Source organism: Aeromicrobium sp. NPDC092404, from assembly GCF_040684095.1.
GTDB lineage: Bacteria > Actinomycetota > Actinomycetes > Propionibacteriales > Nocardioidaceae > Aeromicrobium.
This window is the reverse complement of the sequence record NZ_JBFBFI010000001.1, coordinates 1,831,914-1,849,983: the sequence shown is the minus strand read 5'-3', so window position 1 is coordinate 1,849,983 and position 18,070 is coordinate 1,831,914. Positions and strand designations below refer to the sequence as shown.

At 70.3% G+C, this 18,070-nt stretch carries 14 protein-coding genes; 5 read left to right on the top strand and 9 right to left on the bottom strand.

Annotated features, from left to right (window positions below; translation table 11 throughout):
- Positions 1–18 precede the first annotated feature (18 nt).
- A complete protein-coding gene (locus AB0N22_RS09305; protein ID WP_364638562.1) occupies positions 19–1,008 on the bottom strand; it encodes a malate dehydrogenase in 990 nt (329 codons plus the stop codon).
- Positions 1,009–1,154: 146 nt separating this feature from the next.
- Between AB0N22_RS09305 and AB0N22_RS09300 the strand changes: the two genes are divergently transcribed.
- Together AB0N22_RS09300 and katG are read left to right on the top strand one after the other, a co-directional pair.
- Positions 1,155–1,577 (top strand): Fur family transcriptional regulator, encoded by a 423-nt coding sequence (locus AB0N22_RS09300; RefSeq protein ID WP_364639272.1) that lies wholly within the window; start codon positions 1,155–1,157, stop codon positions 1,575–1,577.
- 18 nt (positions 1,578–1,595) lie between these two features.
- On the top strand, positions 1,596–3,803 hold the full coding sequence (gene katG, locus AB0N22_RS09295; protein ID WP_364638559.1) for a catalase/peroxidase HPI: 2,208 nt from the start codon (positions 1,596–1,598) through the stop codon (positions 3,801–3,803).
- Between the two features lie 136 nt (positions 3,804–3,939).
- On the opposite strand, the gene aqpZ is transcribed toward katG, so the two are convergent.
- Entirely contained in the window at positions 3,940–4,647 is a 708-nt protein-coding gene (gene aqpZ, locus AB0N22_RS09290; RefSeq protein ID WP_364638556.1) for an aquaporin Z, read from the bottom strand.
- A 144-nt stretch (positions 4,648–4,791) separates the two neighbouring features.
- Between aqpZ and AB0N22_RS09285 the strand changes: the two genes are divergently transcribed.
- Both AB0N22_RS09285 and AB0N22_RS09280 read left to right on the top strand, forming a co-directional pair.
- Entirely contained in the window at positions 4,792–7,005 is a 2,214-nt protein-coding gene (locus tag AB0N22_RS09285) for an NADP-dependent isocitrate dehydrogenase (RefSeq protein WP_364638553.1), read from the top strand.
- A 79-nt stretch (positions 7,006–7,084) separates the two neighbouring features.
- Entirely contained in the window at positions 7,085–7,480 is a 396-nt protein-coding gene (locus AB0N22_RS09280) for a response regulator transcription factor (RefSeq protein WP_364638550.1), read from the top strand.
- Here the strand turns inward: AB0N22_RS09280 and AB0N22_RS09275 are convergent.
- The 6 genes from AB0N22_RS09275 to AB0N22_RS09250 all read right to left on the bottom strand — a co-directional run bounded on the left by AB0N22_RS09275 (position 7,460) and on the right by AB0N22_RS09250 (position 16,203).
- The gene (locus tag AB0N22_RS09275; RefSeq protein WP_364638547.1) at positions 7,460–9,487 is read right to left on the bottom strand and encodes a hypothetical protein; all 2,028 of its coding nucleotides are present in this window, start codon (positions 9,485–9,487) and stop codon (positions 7,460–7,462) included. The genes AB0N22_RS09280 and AB0N22_RS09275 overlap by 21 nt on opposite strands.
- Entirely contained in the window at positions 9,484–10,785 is a 1,302-nt protein-coding gene (locus AB0N22_RS09270) for a sensor histidine kinase (protein ID WP_364638544.1), read from the bottom strand. The genes AB0N22_RS09275 and AB0N22_RS09270 overlap by 4 nt, the downstream gene beginning before the upstream one ends.
- 93 nt (positions 10,786–10,878) lie before the next feature.
- Positions 10,879–11,544 (bottom strand): response regulator transcription factor, encoded by a 666-nt coding sequence (locus AB0N22_RS09265; RefSeq protein WP_364638541.1) that lies wholly within the window; start codon positions 11,542–11,544, stop codon positions 10,879–10,881.
- Positions 11,545–11,554: 10 nt separating this feature from the next.
- Entirely contained in the window at positions 11,555–12,796 is a 1,242-nt protein-coding gene (locus AB0N22_RS09260; protein ID WP_364638538.1) for an FAD-dependent monooxygenase, read from the bottom strand.
- A gap of 144 nt (positions 12,797–12,940) precedes the next feature.
- Positions 12,941–15,142, bottom strand: coding sequence for an MMPL family transporter (locus AB0N22_RS09255; protein WP_364638535.1), 2,202 nt, complete (start codon positions 15,140–15,142; stop codon positions 12,941–12,943).
- A gap of 185 nt (positions 15,143–15,327) precedes the next feature.
- The gene (locus AB0N22_RS09250) at positions 15,328–16,203 is read right to left on the bottom strand and encodes an alpha/beta fold hydrolase (protein WP_364638533.1); all 876 of its coding nucleotides are present in this window, start codon (positions 16,201–16,203) and stop codon (positions 15,328–15,330) included.
- 52 nt (positions 16,204–16,255) lie between these two features.
- On the opposite strand from AB0N22_RS09250, the gene AB0N22_RS09245 reads away from it, so the two are divergent.
- Positions 16,256–16,813, top strand: a complete 558-nt coding sequence (locus tag AB0N22_RS09245) for a TetR/AcrR family transcriptional regulator (RefSeq protein ID WP_364638530.1) — start codon at positions 16,256–16,258, stop codon at positions 16,811–16,813.
- Here AB0N22_RS09245 and AB0N22_RS09240 read toward each other — a convergent pair.
- Positions 16,803–17,978, bottom strand: coding sequence for a winged helix DNA-binding domain-containing protein (locus AB0N22_RS09240; RefSeq protein ID WP_364638527.1), 1,176 nt, complete (start codon positions 17,976–17,978; stop codon positions 16,803–16,805). The two genes, AB0N22_RS09245 and AB0N22_RS09240, sit on opposite strands and share 11 nt — an antisense overlap.
- Between the last annotated feature and the right edge of the window lie 92 nt (positions 17,979–18,070).

Here is an 18,070-nt window from a genome sequence, read left to right as displayed (position 1 = left end):
CGTCCGAATCTTGCGGGCTCAGATGAGGCCGAGCTCCTTGACCGCGTCGTGCTCCTCGATGAGCTCGGCGGCGGTGGCGTCCATGCGGCCGCGCGAGAACTCGTCGATCTCGAGGCCCTGGACGATCTCCCAGTCGCCGTCCTTCGTCGTGACGGGGAACGAGTAGATCAGGCCCTCGGGCACGTCGTACGATCCGTCGGACACGACGGCCATCGAGGCCCAGTCGCCCTCGGGCGTGCCGTGCAGCCAGTCGCGGGCGGCATCGATCGTGGCCGACGCCGCGGAGGCCGCCGAGGACGAGCCACGCGCCTCGATGATCGCGGCTCCGCGCTTGGCGACGGTCGGGATGAAGTCGTTCTCGATCCAGCCCTGGTCGTTGACGGTCTCGGCGGCGTTCTTGCCGGCGATCTCGGCGTGGAAGATGTCGGGGTACTGCGTGGCCGAGTGGTTGCCCCAGATCGTCATCTTCTTGATGTCGGTGATCGATGCGCCGGTCTTGGCCGCGAGCTGCGAGATGGCCCGGTTGTGGTCGAGGCGGGTCAGGGCACTGAAGCGCTCCTTGGGGATGTCAGGAGCGTTGGACATCGCGATCAGGGCGTTCGTGTTGGCCGGGTTGCCGGTGACACCGATGCGTACGTCGTCAGCGGCGACGGCGTTGAGCGCCTTGCCCTGGGCCGTGAAGATCGCGCCATTGGCCTCGAGCAGGTCGCCGCGCTCCATGCCGGGGCCGCGGGGGCGGGCGCCGACGAGCAGGGCGAGGTTGACGCCGTCGAAGATCGTCTCGGCGTCGTCGCCGATCTCGACGCCGGCGAGCGTCGGGAAGGCGCAGTCGTCGAGCTCCATGACGACGCCCTCGAGCGCCTTGAGCGCGGGCGTGATCTCGAGCAGCTGGAGCTGGATCGGGGTGTCGGGGCCGAGCAGGGATCCGCTGGCGAGGCGGAAGAGGAGGCTGTAGCCGATCTGGCCGGCGGCGCCGGTGACGGCGACCTTGACGGGGGTAGTGCTCACGAGAGGTGCTCCTTGAGGCTGGGGTTCCGTTCGAAACTAGCGCACGTGTGCCGGAGGCGGCCCACCCGACCCTGCGTTCACGAGACGTTCACAGGCCCTTTCTTGAACCATTCCAGAAAAGGTGGTTGCATGGCTGGGTGCCCACTCTGACCGACCCCGTCGCGCAGCTGCGCGACGCCGGTCTGCGGGTGACCCGGCCGCGCCTGGCCGTCATCGAGGCCCTGGCACACCACCCGCACGCCGACGTCGACGCGATCGCCGACGCGGCCCGGGCCGATCTCGGCACGGTCTCGATCCAGGCGGTGTACGACGTGCTCAAGGCGCTCACCGCTGCCGATCTCGTACGCCGTATCGAGCCGGCCGGCTCGCCCGCGAGGTTCGAGCTGCGGGTCGGCGACAACCACCACCACGTCGTCTGCCGCTCGTGCGGCTCGATCGCCGACGTGGACTGCGCGGTCGGTGCAGCGCCCTGCCTCCACATCCCCGATTCCCACGGCTTCGTCGTCGACGAGGCCGAGGTCACGTTCTGGGGCCTGTGCCCCGAGTGCTCCACCACCCCTGTTCGATAGCTTCCCGGAAGGATGCCCATGACCGAGACCCACAGCCCGCACGCCGACGGCAGCGAGAGCGAGAACCCGGCGATCGACTCGCCGACCCCCAAGGACGGCCGCCCGCGTACCAACCAGGACTGGTGGCCCAACCAGCTCGATCTCAGCCCGCTTCACCAGCACTCCCCGTCGTCGAGCCCGCTGGACGGCGACTTCGACTACGCAGAGGCGCTCAAGACGCTCGACGTCGAGGCGCTCAAGGCCGACGTCACCGAGGTCATGACCAGCTCGCAGGACTGGTGGCCGGCCGACTACGGCCACTACGGCCCGCTGTTCATCCGCTTGAGCTGGCACGCCGCCGGCACCTACCGCATCGCCGACGGCCGTGGCGGAGCCGGCGACGGCAGCCAGCGCTTCGCGCCGCTCAACAGCTGGCCCGACAACGCCAACCTCGACAAGGCCCGCCGACTGTTGTGGCCGGTCAAGAAGAAGTACGGCAACCAGATCTCGTGGGCCGACCTCCTGGTCCTCGCCGGCAACGTCGCCCTGGAGTCGATGGGGTTCAAGACGTTCGGCTTCGCCTTCGGCCGCGAGGACGTCTTCGAGCCCGAGGAGATCATCTGGGGGCCGGAGGACACCTGGCTCGGTGACGAGCGCTACGGCGACGAGCGGGAGCTCAGCGGTCCGCTCGCTGCGGTCCAGATGGGTCTGATCTACGTCAACCCGGAGGGCCCGAACGGCGAGCCCGACCCGATGGCCGCCGCTCGCGACATCCGCCACACGTTCGCCCGCATGGCGATGAACGACGAGGAGACCGTCGCGCTGATCGCCGGAGGTCACTCGTTCGGCAAGACGCACGGCGCCGGTCCCGCTGATCACGTCGGCCCCGAGCCCGAGGCGGCTCCGCTGGAGGACCAGGGTCTCGGCTGGAAGAGCACCTACAAGTCCGGCAAGGGCGAGGACGCGATCACCAGCGGCCTCGAGGTGACCTGGACCAGCACGCCGACGAAGTTCAGCATGGGCTTCTTCCAGAACCTCTTCGGCCACGAGTGGGAGCTCACCAAGAGCCCCGCGGGCGCGCACCAGTGGACCGCCGTCGGCGCCGAGGCAGACCAGCCCGACCCGTTCGATGCGTCCAAGAAGCGCGTGCCCACGATGCTCACGACCGACCTCGCGCTGCGTGAGGACCCGGTCTACGGCGAGATCTCGCGTCGCTTCCTCGACAACCCGGAGCAGTTCGCCGAGGCGTTCGCCAAGGCCTGGTACAAGCTCCTGCACCGTGACATGGGTCCGATCTCCCGTTACCTGGGCCCATGGGTCCCGGAGCCGCAGCTGTGGCAGGACCCCGTCCCGGCCGTCGACCACGAGCTCGTCGACGCCGACGACGTCACGTCGCTCAAGCGCACGCTGCTCGACTCCGGCCTGACCGTCCAGCAGCTCGTGTCGACGGCGTGGGCCTCGGCCGCGAGCTTCCGCGACACCGACAAGCGCGGCGGTGCCAACGGAGCACGCATCCGCCTGGAGCCGCAGCGCAGCTGGGAGGTCAACGAGCCGTCCGAGCTCGCTGCCGTCCTGTCGACACTCGAGCAGGTCCAGCAGGACTTCAACGCAGCGCAGGGCGGCGGCAAGCGGATCTCGCTGGCCGACCTGATCGTGCTGGGCGGTGCCGCCGGTGTTGAACAGGCTGCTCGTGAGGCCGGTGTCGAGGTAGAGGTGCCGTTCACCCCGGGTCGCACCGATGCCTCCCAGGACCTGACCGACGTCGAGTCGTTCGCGGTGCTGGAGCCGCGGGCCGACGGCTTCCGGAACTACCTGCGGTCCGGCGAGAAGCTGTCGCCGGAGACGCTGCTGCTCGACCGCGCCAACATGCTGTCGCTGACGGCTCCGGAGATGACGGCCCTCGTCGGCGGCCTCCGGGTCATCGGCGCCAACCACGGTGGCGCGCAGCACGGCGTCTTCACCGACCGGCCGGGCGCCCTGACGAACGACTTCTTCGTCAACCTGCTCGACATGAGCCTGGAGTGGAAGGCGTCCGTCGACGCGGAGAACGTCTTCGAGGGCCGGGACCGGTCCACGGGTGACGTCGTCCGTACGGCCACGGCTGTCGACCTCGTCTTCGGCGCCAACTCGCAGCTGCGGGCCCTGGCCGAGGTCTACGGGGCCGACGACTCCAAGGAGAAGTTCGTCCGGGACTTCGTGGCGGCCTGGGTCAAGGTCAGCGAGCTCGACCGCTTCGACCTGAAGTAATCAGCGTGCTGCAAAAGACGGCCGGTCCCCTAGGGGTCGGCCGTCTTTTGCCGCTGAGCGGGGGAGGATCTCCCTGCTTTCGCGCTGCCGGGACGACACACGGATGGACATCAGTCACACCCGTGCGAGCCGCACCCTAGTCGGAGTCCTCGCCGACGATCAGGGCGTGCGTGACGCCGGCGATGGCCGCGCCGATGACCGGAGCGAGGATGAAGACCCAGATCTGCTGCAGGGGCTCGGCGCCGGCGAACCACGCCACACCGAGGGACCGGGCCGGGTTGACCGAGGTGCCGTCGACCGGGATCGAGATCAGGTGGATCAGCGTCAGCGCCAGCCCGATGGCGATGCCGGAGAAGCCGACGGCGGCTCGCTTGGCCGTGACGCCGAAGATGACGTAGAGGAAGAACGCCGTCAGCACGATCTCGGTGATGACGACCGCCAGCAGGCTGTAGCCGCCGGGGGAGCGGTCACCGTAGCCGTTGGTGCCGAACCCGCCGGCCGAGGCGTCGAAGCCGTCGGCCCCGGAGGCGATGACGTAGAGGACGCCGCCGGCGACCGAGGCGCCCACGACCTGCGCCAGGAAGTAGAGGGGCGCGTCCTTCCAGGCGAAGCGCCCGGCGGTGGCGAGGCCGACCGTGACAGCTGGGTTGAAGTGCCCGCCGGAGATCGGGCCGAAGGCGTACGCAGCGGTCAGGACCGTGAGCCCGAAAGCCAGCGCGATGCCGAGCGTGCCGACACCACCCTCGTTTCCGGCCAGCACTGCCGTGCCGACGCCGCCGAGGACGAGCCAGAACGTGCCGAGCGCCTCGGCGCCCAGCTTGTGCGATGTGGTGGGTGCTGCCATCGTGGGCCTCCTGGGGCGGTGAGTGACCTGCCTCACAGCGTAAGGCTGTCGCAGCCGCCACTGGGGGACGCTGAGCGCTCCGGTGTCGGTGAGATATCTTGATGTCAAACAATCTTTGATCCACACGTAGGAGTCGTCGCACTCATGGCCAAGATCATCTACACCCACACCGACGAGGCGCCGTTGCTGGCCACCTACTCGTTCCTCCCCGTCATCGAGGCCTACGCCTCGACGGCCGGCGTCGAGGTCGAGACCCGCGACATCTCGCTCGCGGGCCGCATCATCGCCCTCTTCGGCGACCGCCTGACCCCCGAGCAGCAGATCGGCGACGCCCTCGCCGAGCTCGGGGACCTGGCCAAGACGCCAGAGGCCAACATCATCAAGCTGCCCAACATCAGCGCCTCGATCCCGCAGCTCAAGGCCGCGATCGCCGAGCTGCAGAGCCAGGGCTACGCGCTGCCGGACTATCCCGACGACCCGCAGTCGGACGAGGACAAGGATGTCCGCGCCCGCTACGACAAGGTCAAGGGCAGCGCGGTCAACCCGGTGCTGCGTGAGGGCAACTCCGACCGCCGCGCCCCGGCGTCGGTCAAGAACTTCGCCAAGGCGCACCCGCACTCGATGGGCGCCTGGAGCAGCGACTCGAAGACCAACGTCGCGACGATGGGCGCCGACGACTTCCGGTCCAACGAGAAGTCGGTCGTCATCGAGTCCGACGGCACGATCAGCATCCAGCACGTCGCCGCCGACGGCACCACGACGGTGCTCAAGGACGCGTTCCCCGTGCTCGCAGGCGAGATCGTCGACGGCACGGTCATGCGTGCGGCGGCCCTCGACGAGTTCCTGAAGGCGCAGGTCGCGCGCGCCAAGGACGAAGGCGTGCTGTTCTCGGTGCACCTCAAGGCCACGATGATGAAGGTCTCGGACCCGATCATCTTCGGCCACGTCGTCAAGGCCTTCTTCCCCCAGGTGTTCGAGCAGTACGGTGCCGACCTCGAGGCCGCCGGTCTGAGCCCCAGCAACGGGCTGGGCGGCATCCTGTCCGGTCTGGACGCGCTGCCCAACGGTGCCGAGATCAAGGCAGCGTTCGAGCAGGGCCTCGCCGACGGGCCCGCCCTGGCGATGGTCGACTCCGACAAGGGCATCACCAACCTGCACGTGCCGAGCGACGTCATCGTCGACGCCTCGATGCCGGCGATGATCCGCACCTCGGGCCACATGTGGGGCCCCGAGGGCAACGAGGCCGACACGCTCGCCGTGATCCCCGACAGCTCGTACGCCGGCGTCTACCAGACCGTCATCGACGACTGCCGCGCCAACGGCGCGTTCGACCCCACGACGATGGGCTCCGTCCCGAACGTCGGGCTGATGGCGCAGGCCGCCGAGGAGTACGGCAGCCACGACAAGACGTTCGAGGTCGAGACCGCAGGCACGATCCAGGTGGTCGGCCAGGACGGCGACGTGCTGATCGAGCACCAGGTCGAGGTCGGGGACATCTGGCGGGCCTGCCAGACCAAGGACGTGCCGGTCCGCGACTGGGTCAAGCTGGCCGTGACGCGTGCCCGGGCCTCGGAGACTCCCGCGGTGTTCTGGCTCGACGCGAGCCGTGCGCACGACGCCAACCTGATCGCCAAGGTCGAGGCCTACCTGCCCGAGCACGACACCGACGGCCTGCAGATCGAGATCATGTCGCCGCAGGAGGCGACGGCGTTCTCGATCGAGCGCATCCGTCGCGGTGAGGACACGATCTCGGTCACCGGCAACGTGCTCCGCGACTACAACACCGACCTGTTCCCGATCCTCGAGCTGGGCACCAGCGCCAAGATGCTCTCGATCGTCCCGCTGATCAACGGGGGCGGGCTGTTCGAGACCGGTGCCGGTGGATCGGCGCCCAAGCACGTCCAGCAGCTCGTCAAGGAGAACCACCTGCGTTGGGACAGCCTGGGTGAGTTCCTCGCGCTGGCCTCGAGCTTCGAGCACATGGCGACGACGACGGGCAACGCCCGGGCGCAGATCCTGGCCGACACCCTCGACCGGGCCACCGGCACGTTCCTCAACGAGAACAAGTCGCCCAGCCGCAAGGTCGGCGAGATCGACAACCGCGGCAGCCACTTCTACCTCGCGCTCTACTGGGCGCAGGAGCTCGCGGCGCAGACCGAGGACGCCGACCTCGCGGCGGCGTTCGCCGAGGTCGCGGGATCCCTGGCCACCAACGAGCAGAAGATCAACGACGAGCTGCTCGCGGTGCAGGGCTCTCCGGCCGACATCGGTGGCTACTTCCGTCCCGATGACGCCAAGGCCACGCAGGTCATGCGCCCGTCGGGCACGTTCACCGAGGTCCTGGGCCTCCTGACCTGAGCCGCAGGCGGGGGCCGGCCGTGCCAAGTGTGCGGCTAGCCCCCTCCTGTGGCCGGCGGCGGCCGGACACACTGGTCGTATGGAGGTAGCAGCGGTGTCACAGGAGCCAGACGTACGGGTGCTCGTCGTCGACGACCAGGAGCCCTATCTGCGGGCGATGCGTGCCGTCGTGGATGCCACGAACGGGTTCACGGTCGTCGGCACCGCGGCGACCGGCCAGGAGTCGCTCGACGTCGCCCGCGACCTGGTCCCGGAGCTCGTGCTGATGGACGTCAACCTGCCGGGCATCGACGGGATCGAGGCGTCGCGCCGGATCCTCTCCGAGGGCACCGGGACCGTCGTGGTCCTGCTCTCGACCTACGACCGCGACGACGTCGACCTGGCCGGCTCCGGGGCGGCGGCCTACGTGCCCAAGGGCGCCTTCGGGCCGGACCGCCTGATCGAGGCCTGGACCTCAGCGCACGGGGACGGCTGACACCTCGGCCTCACGGGGCAGCCGGATGACGACACCATCCGGGGCGTCCTCGAGGGTGCCGCGCAAGGCCTCCACACGGTCGACCATCGACTGGTGCACCTCGGCGCCCAGGTCGGCACGGACAAGCTCGATCCGGAGCAGGTCACCCGGCTCGACCGTCAGCGTCACGGATGCGGCGCCGCCGTCGGCGATCGCGCGGGTGCAGCAGAAGTAGGCAGCGGCCTCGACCCGATCGGGCCAGCGGGCCGCCGAGACTGCCGGGTCGATCGTCAACGTCGATGCGCCGCCGTCGCGGGAGACGTAGGAGGCGAGGGCGGGCGCCAGTCCGCTGCGAGTGAGCAACGTCGGGTGCAGGCCCTTGGTCAGGTCGCGCAGGGACTCCAGCGCCGTGGTGGCGTCGGTGACGAACCCGCCGACCTGCTCGGGATCCGGGCCGGCGTCCCGGGTCGCCGCCAGTGCCGAGCGCAGGGCGTGGAGCCGCGAGAGCACCTCGTCCGCGATCGCGACCTCCAGCCGGCGCCGCTCGGAGTCGCTGGCGCGGATGAGTCGTCCCCGCGATGCCTTCAGCTCCTCGGTCTGCCGGTAGAGCTGCTGGACGTGCTCGCCGAGTGTCACCTCGAGGCGTACGTTGCGGAACGCCACGGCGGCCTGGTCGGCGATGTCGCTCAGCAGGCGCTCCTCCTGCCTGCGCAGGTTGCGGCCGGCCGGAAGTCGCACCCGGATCGCGCCGACCTCGCCTGCCCGGTCGGCGATCGAGGTCTCGAGCCAGTGGTCCGTCTGCCCGTGGCGGGTCTGCCGCGGGCTCCACGACGCGGTGCGGGAAGCACCGTCGGGCAGGTCGAGCCGCACGGTCGCCTCCAGTGCCGAGCCGGCCAGACCGGCCGCCTCGGCGACCGCCGGCAGCAGCTCGTGCGGAGCCGGGCTCTCCCCGGCGCGACGGATGAGCTCAGCCAAGGCGTCGTACGGCTGGGCGCGACGACCGTACGCCAGGCGGTCGGCCAGCCGCATGATCCAGTGCCGCAAGGGCTGGAAGGCCAGGGCCACGATGGTCGTGATCACCAGCGACAGGCCGAAGCTCTCCGCCTCCCCGTCGAGCCGGTCGCCGACCGAGACGACCGCGGCGACGTACGCGCCGGTCACGAACGCGGTCGCGCAGGCCAGGGCGACCCCGCGGCTGATGATGATGTCGAGGTCGTAGAGCCGGAACCGCAGCACCGAGATCGCGACGCTGCCGATCAGGGCGACGTACGAGAGGTAGAGCGGGATGCTCGTGACGGGTGACTGCCGACCGGTCACGCTCTGCGCGGACAGGATCGTGACGAGGGCCAGGCCCACGAAGATCGCCGCGGTCACCACCCACCGCAGCTGCTGCCGAGCCTCTCCCTGAGAGCGACGCAGTCGGACGACCATGCTCGCGACCGCGACGAGCAGCGCCGCGGCGATGAGCAGGATGCCGACCGAGCTCAGCACCTGGGCAGCTGACACGCCGGTGGTCGCGTCGGCCCTGCTGACGATCTGGCGCGGCGGTGTGAGCAGCAGGCCGACGAGCGACAGCGCATAGCCGAGGCACGAGGCCCACGCGACCGGCCGCCACCTCCGGGAGAGGACCTGGCCGTCAGGGACGGTGAGGAACACGAGACCGAGGACCGTGAGCGCGAACGGGCCGCCCAGCGCCAAGGAGACCGTCGCCGAGACCTCGCCGGCAGACCGGGAGCCCGGCCCGGCTTCGTCGATGACCCAGTGGCTGTAGGACTCCAGGACCAGCGACACCGAGGTGGTCACGCCGACGACGGTCAGGAGCCAGCCGATCAGGTGCCGGCGATAGGTCATCACGATGACCGCGCCCAGGACCGAGCACCCGAATCCGGCGAGGTCGACGAACGGCCAACCATGCAGCCCCAACGTCTCGGACGACCACAGCGAGCCGTACGCGGAGACGATCAAGGTGTCGCCGATGACGGCCAGCGTCGAGACCAGGGCGAGGACCCAGGCGATCGTCCTCGTCACGATGAACCGTCCCGGCGCACCCGAGCCGTGACGACGGTGCCGGTCGGCGACGACTGGATCGCGAGGGTGCCGCCGACCGCATCCAGCCGGTCGCGCATGTTGACCAGCCCGGACCCGCCGGGCGTCCCGTCGACGTCGAAGCCCGCGCCGTTGTCGCTCACCGTCGCGGTGAGCCCTCCGTCGTCGTCTCGCAGTGCCACGTCGATGTGCGAGGCGCCGGCGTGCTTGAGCGCGTTCTGGATGGCCTCGAGGCAGCAGAAGTAGACCGCGAGCTCGACCTCGGCGTCGAGGCGGGACGACGTGGCGTCCCGCACCTCGACGGGGGTCGGGGCCGAGGAGGTGGCCGAGGTCAGGGCCGGGCCGATGCCGCGCTCGCTGAGCGCACCTGGATAGATTCCGCGCGAGAGGTCGACGAGCGTCTCGATCGCGACGTCCGTGGCCTCGACCTGCTCGGCCAGGACCCGCGCGGCGGCCTCGGGCGAGGACTCGCTCAGGGTCTGCGCGAGCCGCAGGTTGACCGCCAGCGCGACCAGGTGCTGCTGCGCGCCGTCGTGGATGTCCCGCTCGAGCCGGCGCCGCTCGGCGTCCTGCGCCTCGACGACGCGCCCTCGAGAGGACCGCAGCTCCTCCGACCGGACCGAGAGCTCCTCGAGCCGGGCCGCGAGCTCGGCCCGCAGGCGGGCTCCTTGCAGCACGTGGCCGGCCTGGCCGGCGAGGCCGTCGAACAACCTGCGCTCGACCGGCGTCAAGGGCTGGAACGGGCGCTCCTGGATCCGGAGCGCACCGAGCGTCTCACCCGCCAGCCGTACGAGCAGGGTGCGCTGGCCCTCTGGCGTCCCCTCGGCGTTCGCCGTGTAGGGCCCTTCGGCTGCGCCTTCTGGCCAGGTGGCGGCGAGGACGGGGGCGTCCCCGACCAGCAGCCAGACCTGGGCCCAGACGGCACCGGTGCCCTCGGCGAGCACCCGGGCCATCGTGAGCGGCACCTGCTCGTCGTGGGACTGGGTGACCGACGCGGAGAAGCGGCTCAGGACGTCGTACGGCAGCTCGCGCTCACCAGCGACGACGCGGTGCGCCAGCCGCTGAAGGACGGACTGCACGGGCCCGAGCCCGAGCGCGACGACCAGCGTCGCCAGGATCGACAGGCGGGTGTCGGGCGACGACGTCCGGCCGATCAGGGCACCTCCGCCGAGCACCGTCACGACGTAGACGACGCCGACGAACACCAGCAGCCCGGCGACGACGAGTGCCGTCCCGACACGGTCGGGGTTGAGCCGTCGCTGGGTCACGAGCGCAGTCATGGCGCGAGTCTGCTCCGGATCGCTCTCTGGAGGGCAGGGCGTTGACCGCACCGGGGGGTGGGGTCAGCCGCACGGTCGGCAGGCGAGGCGGCGTCAGGACGTCGCTTCGACATACGCCAGCACCGCCATGACCCGGCGATTGAGCTCACCCTCCTCGACGAGGCGCAGCTTCTGGAAGACCGAGCTGATGTGCTTCTCGACGGCCCGTTCGCTCATGTAGAGGGTCTTGGCGATCGTCGCGTTGTTGCGGCCGGTCGCCATGCACTCGAGGACGGCGCGCTCCTTCTCCGTCAGGCCGAGCAGCGGCGACTCCTGCTCGCTGGCCTTGCGCGCCATGAGCCCCTCGACGACCTTGGGGTCGAGCGCCGAGCCACCGCGGGACACCTCGTGCAGGGCACGCACCAGCTCGTCGAGCTGCGTGATCCGCTCCTTGAGCAAATAGCCGAGGCCCGCCACGCCGTCCTCGAGCAGCTCGAAGGCGTAGTCCTCCTCGACGTACTGGGACAGGACCACGACGCCCGTGGCGGGGTACTGCACGCGGATCTGCTTGGCCGCGACGATGCCCTCCGTGGTGTGGGTCGGTGGCATCCGGATGTCGGTGAGCACCGCATCGGGCTGGTGGATCGCGACGGCCTTGAGCAGGGCGGCCGGGTCGTCGACGATCTCGACCAGCTCGATGTCGTCGACCTGGCCGAGCAGCGCGGAGACGCCCTCGCGAACGAGGTAGTTGTCGTCTGCGAAGACGACGCGCAGAACCATGATCGGGAGACTATCGCAGCGCGGCAGGGTCGGAGGCCGTCCTGCGCAGATCGGTCGAGGCGAGTGACGCGACCAGGTTCTGCAGGGCAGCGGGGTCCTCCTGCTGGGCGAGCCGGTCCTGTCGTCGGGCTGCCGCGGGTATGCGGGTCGCGGCGCGGATTGCTGCGTCGCGGAGTCGCGGGCGCAGGCGGCCCCGCAGGTCACTCAGGGCGGCGAGCCGGTCAGCGGAGTCCTGCACGGCACGCACCGCCGGCCGGCGCCGCGCGGCGTACGCAGCCAGGGCCGCATCCCGGTCGGGGGTGCGGATGAGCTCCTGGGCCAGCACGGCCGCGTCGACCAGGGCGCTGTTGGCGCCCTGCCCGAGGGTCGGCGCCATGGCGTGTGCCGCGTCGCCGAGCAGGACGAGCGCGCCGTCGTGCCACCGCTCGGCGTCCACCCGGACGACGTCGTTGACCAGGAGCTGGTCGAACGTCGTGACGCCCGACCATGCCTCGGCGCCCACCGGGACTGCGTCGGACCAGAGCCGGCGAATCGTGTCCAGGTCGCGATCGGCAACGGCGGCCGCGACTGCGGGGGCGTTCGCCGCAGCGTAGAAGTAGGTCGAGCCGTCGCCAAGCGGTGCACCGCCGAACAGCCCCAACGGGGTCCAGAACTCGCCACGGAACGCGTCCAGCTCGGTGTCGACGATCGCGCGCAGGTACGTCGTGCCGGCCGGCGTGGCGCGGGCCCCGAAGGAACCGTGACGGCGGACGACCGAGCCGACTCCGTCGGCCGCGACCACGAGATCGGAGGCGAGCACCTCGACGCCGTGAGCGCTCTCGACGGTGACGGTCCCGGATCGCGATGCCTCGATGACCGTGGTGCCGAACCGGACGTCGATGTTGGGAGCGTCGGTCACGGCTCGAACCAGGATGGCGTGGAGGGTGCTGCGTCGCATCGTGAGCACGTGGTCCAGCCCGGGCGCGTGGGCCGGCACGGTGCTGGACGCGATGATGCCGCCGTCGGCACGGCGGAGCGAGATGTGGTCGAGGGCGAAGCCGGACTGCTCGAGCTCGGGACCGAGGCCGAGGCCGGACAGGACGGCCAGGCCGTTGGGCTGCAGCAGGATGCCGGCACCGACGGGCGTGGAGGTCTCGACCTTCTCGACGAGCGTGACCGTGGCACCGGCCTTCTCGAGCACGAGGGCGGTGGCGAGGCCACCGATGCCGGCACCGACGACGATGACGGCTGGGGACGGGGTGTGCTGGTTCATGTCTCGAACGTACGGCCGAGGACGGGTGGCGCGGGAGGTTGCTGGCCGCACACCCCGGTGCGGCTGACCGCCCCCGGCCCCCACACACGCCGACGCGGCCGGCCCCGTGAGGGACCGGCCGCGCCGACTGCTGTGCTGTCGTCCTCAGACGAGGACCTTCTCACCTTCCTCCAGCAGCTCCTGGTCCTGCTGGGTGAGCGTGCTCTCGGAGTAGCCACCTTCCAGATCGATCGACGGCAGGAGGCGATCCAGCCACGTCGGCAGCCACCAGGCGCGGTCGCCCAGCAGGCTCATCGCGGCCGGCACGAGGACCATCCGGACCAGTGTCACGTCGAGCAGGACCGCGACGGCCAGGCCGACACCGAACATCTTCGCCGTGACATCGGGCATCAGGATGAAGGACGCGAACACGCTGATCATGATGAGCGCGGCGCTGGTGATGACGCGTCCCGTGCTGGCGACGCCTTCCACCAGGGCCTTCTTGGCGTTGCCGTGACGCATGAACTGCTCACGCACCCGGCTCAGCAGGAAGACCTCGTAGTCCATCGAGAGGCCGAACAAGATCGCGAACATCAGCATCGGCGCGAGCGGCATGATCGGGACCGAGCCCTCGACACCGATCAGGTTCGCCGCCCAGCCCCACTGGAACACCGCGACGATGACGCCGTACGAGGCCCCGACGCTCAACAGGTTGAGCGCAGCTGCCTTGAGGGGCACGAGCACCGAGCGGAACACCAGCATCAGGACCAGGAACGACAGGCCGATCACGGCACCGAGAAACAACGGCATGCGGTCCTGCAGGCGGTTGGAGACGTCTTCCGACATCGCCGTTCCGCCGGTGACCATCGACTCGACCTTGCTGTCACCGAGTGCGTCGGGCAGGACGCTGTCGCGCAGACGGTGCAGCGTGTCCGAGGTCTCCGCGTCCTGAGGCGCGCTCGTCGGCGTGACGCCGATGATCGCGATGTCCTTGCCCTCGTTGAACGACGGCTGCTCGACAGAGGCGACGCCCTTGTCGGCGGCCAGCGCGTCAGCGACCCGGTCGACAGCTGCATCGGCGTCGGGAGCGTCGTGCGTCTCGAGGACGACCTGGAACGGACCGTTGGTGCCGGGACCGTACGCATCGGCGACGATGTCGTACGCCTTGCGGGTCGTCGTGCCCGAGCCGTCGTTGCTCGCATCGGTGAAGCCGAGGCGCATCGAGAACACCGGAGCAGCGAGCACCGCGAGGATCACCGTGGCGACGACTCCGTAGCGGACCGGGTGCTCGACGACCTTGGCCGCCCAGCGGGCCGATCCCGAGCTGGGATCGTTGGCGGGACGCTGCTTGATGAACGGGATCTTCGCGGCGTTGACCTTCGTCTTGACGATGCCGAGGATCGCGGGCAGCAGGGTGATCGCCGCCAGCATCGTGATCAGGACCATCAAGGCAGAGGCCCAGCCCATGACCGACATCATCGGGACACCGCTGACCTGGAGGCCGGCGATGGCGACGATGACCGTGAGGCCGGCGAAGACCACCGACAGCCCTGCGGACGAGTTGGCCTGGCCGATCGCCTCGGGGACCGTCATGCCGTCGTCGAGGTTCTGACGGTGGCGCGACAGGATGAACAGCGCGTAGTCGATGCCGACGCCGAGCCCGAGCATCATGCCGACGATGTTGGCGATCTCCGGAACGGCGATCAGGCCGGACAGGTAGCCGAGCGAGCTGGTGCCGATCAGGAGACCGAACAGCGCGGTGATGAGCGGGATGCTCAGCGCGACGAGCGAGCCGAAGGCGACAGCCAGGACCACGATGGCCACGAGGATGCCGACCTTCTCGCTGCTCGGCCCGGCTGCTTCGCCCTTGGCGTAGCCGAGGCCGTTGTCGTACTCGACCTGGACGCCCGCGTCGACGGCGTGCTCGGCAGCCTTCGCGGCGGCCGTGTACTCCTTCTTGCCGATCTCGTTCTCGTCGAACGCGACCGTGGCGAAGGCGGTCTTGCCGTCCTCGCTGAGGGTGGGACCGCGGGGGTCGTACGGACTGGAGACCGACACGACCTTCTCGCCGTCCGCCAGCTCCTGGACGGTCTGCTCGATCGCGGCCTTGGTGGCCGGGTCCTCGAGCCCCTTGTCGGAGTGGAAGATGACGTTGGAGGTGTAGACGGTCTCCTGGGGGAACCGGTCGGCGACGGCGTCGGCAGCGCGCTGCGACTCCGCACCGGGGATCGTGAAGCTCTCGTCCGGCGAGCCGCCGGCCGTGGAGTTGAGCATGAAGACCGAGACGCCGACGACGATCCACGCCGCCAGGATCCGCCACGGGTGGCGTCCGGAGAAGTGTCCGAGTCGGTAGAGGATGCGGGACATGGTGGAGCCTTTCGTAGGAACCGTGAGCTCCGAACCGGGCGGCTGGTGCTCTGACTCCTCGAAGGTATGAAGATCCGTGGGTGCGGCGGCAGTGCGTTGTCCGTCCGCGCGGAGGGGTCGAGCGCCGGGTTTCCACGAGTCCCACTCGGGGGTGTCCCGCCACCCCGGTGGGGGCTAGCCCCCGGTCAGGCCGACCGCTGCTGCGCGAGGTGCGGCAGGACCAGCTCGTCCCACAGGTCGACCTGGTTGTGCCGGAAGAAGCCGAAGTGGCCCACGCGCTCGACGCCGAGCTGTTGAGGGGTGTGGCGCACGCGCGTCGTGTCGACGGCTGTGTAGAGCCCGTCGAGGGTCCCGATGCTGGTGGCCGACATCAGCTCGTCGTCGGTGAACGACAGGGACGCCATCGGCAGGTCCACCGCGGTGAACCGTTCGCGCATCTCCGGCAGCTCGCCGAGGAGGTAGTCCGGGTGCATGCACCACCGCGCCCACTGCCGCATCACGTTGGGCGGCAGATCGCCCAGCATGCGCAGGCGCTTGCCGGGGAAGTAGCCGGTCACGGCGATCGCCGTCGGCGCGATGACCTTCCAGAGCAACGGCGCCTTGCGACGCGTTCCAGCGGTGTTGTGGCGCCAGTAGCCCGTACCGGCCGCGACGCTGACGGCCCGGTCGGCCTTGGTGTGGTCGGCGAACGGGAGGACCTGGCCACCGAGGCTGTGACCGAGCCAGGTCACGGGGCGGCCCGCGGCGCGGTCGTGGGCGTGCTCGAGCGCGTCCCGGGCGTCGAGCGCCCACCGCACGAGATCGTTCCCGACCTCGCGCAGGGGCCTGTCGGCCGACTCGCCGTAGCCGCGGTAGTCGAACGTCATGACCGCGAAGCCCCGGTCACGGAGCCAGGACGCGAACGTCGAGTAGTACGACGCCGTCGTCGCCATCGCGGGCACGATCAGCACGACACCGCGGGCGTCGCCCACCGGCTCGAACCAGCGTCCCCTGAGCTCGTGGCCGTCGTCGGCGAAGAAGGTGATGGTCTCCCAGACCTGCTGTTCTATAACGTTTGTCATAGCCGCGACGCTAGGCTATGACAACTGTCATAGTCAAGCGTATGATGGACTCATGCCCATGGACCCCCGTACGAAGATGGTCGCCGGCGCGGCGCAGCTGATCGGTGAGCGGGGCGTCGGCGCCACGAGCGTCCGGGAGCTCGCGAAGTTCACCGGGGCGCCGCTCGGATCGACCTACCACTACTTCCCCGGCGGCAAGGACCAGCTCGTGCAGGAGGCCGTGGTGTGGGTCTCCGGCCGCGTCGAGAAGATCCTGGCCCGCGCGGGCGAGGGGGGAGCACTCGCGGCACTCGACGCGTTCATCGCGAGCTGGCGGGAGTTCCTCATCACGAGCGACTACGAGGCGAGCTGCCCGGTCCTGGCCGTCGCGACGGAGGACACGGCCACCGCCGGGCCCGCGAGCGAGGTCTTCAAGACCTGGCAGGGCCTCCTCGTGCCGGTGCTGCAGCGCGACGGCATCGCAGCCGAGCGGGCCGAGCGACTGGCCTGGCTCGTCGTGGGCAGCCTCGAGGGCGCGGTCGTGATGGCGCGCAGCCAGCGCAGCCCCGTGCCGCTGGAGGCCGTCGCCGAGGAGCTGCGCGGGCTGATCCGCGCCGCCGTCAAGCCCTGAGCCGCTTCTCGACCGCCGTCCAGCCGCGCGCCCGCGCCTTGAGGCGTATGTCGCCGAGCATCGCGGTGAGCTCGGCCGCCGTCCGCTCGATCGCTGCGGCAGGCTCGGCGCCGACGTCCTGCAGCAGCTCGACCACGACCTCGCCGTCGTCGCGCTGCGCCCAGCCGCCGACGATGCGGCCGTTGACCCAGACCGTGGGGCCGGCGTTGCCGTTGAGGTCGAACAGCTGCTGACGGTGCGGGCCGAGGACGAAGTCGCGGTGCTTCCAGCCCATCGTCGTGGGGTCGAGGGCGGGCAGCAGTGCGACCCACGGCTCGAGCGGCTCGACCATCTCGGCGTCGTCGGCCAGCACGATCCCGGGACGGCCGTCGAGATCGACCTCGACGGTGTCGAGGGACGCGACGGCAGCACGGGTCCGGGTCTTGGTCCACCCCGCCCACCACTGCAGGTCGTCCAGGGTCGCCGGGCCGTATGCGTGCAACCACCGGCGGGCGAGCTCACCGATGGCCGCGTCACGGTCCGGCAGCTCGCCGAGGTCGCACCAGGCCGCCATCGTGCTCCAGCGGAACTGGGTGGAGGTCCAGCCGCCGCGCGGCCGGGTCCGCACGACCTTGCCCTCGGCCGACAGCAGGGTCATGAGCCGGCTGGCGACCGTGGGCGTCGCGACCGTGGCGCCGCTGCCCAGCTGCACCCGTGTGGCCAGAAGGGAGTCGGCCTGGGCCAGCTCGGCGCTGGTCACCTCACCAGCGGCTCGGATCGCCGTCATCGCCGCTTCTTCGGCGCGCGCGACCCACGCGCCGAGATCACCAGCGATGCCGGCCGCGGCCAACGACTTGAGCAAGAGGCGGCGCTGCTCGACGGCCACGACGTCGCCGGCGCCGACCAGGCAGGTCCCCGCCGTCTCGCGAGGCACCGCGAAGACCGTGCGGCGCATCGCCAGCACGCGCACGAGGTCACGGTCGTCGTAGAGCGCCCGCTCGACGTCCGCCGGGGTCGAGCCCCGGGTGCGGGCCAGCGCCGACAGGACCGTCGTCGCCGGGTCGGTGCCGTGCAGGGCCACCACGGCCCGCGCTGCATCGGTCACCGAGGCAGCTCGGTGGCCGTCGGCGAGCGCGTGCCGCCGGCCCAGTCGGGCGCGGCGCTCGGCTTCTGAGATCGCGTGCATGGTGGACAGCGTGGCACCCGCCACCCACACACCGGACGTGAGCCGACGCACACGGCCGCGATTCGTGGAACAACCGACGCCGCTGGGAGACT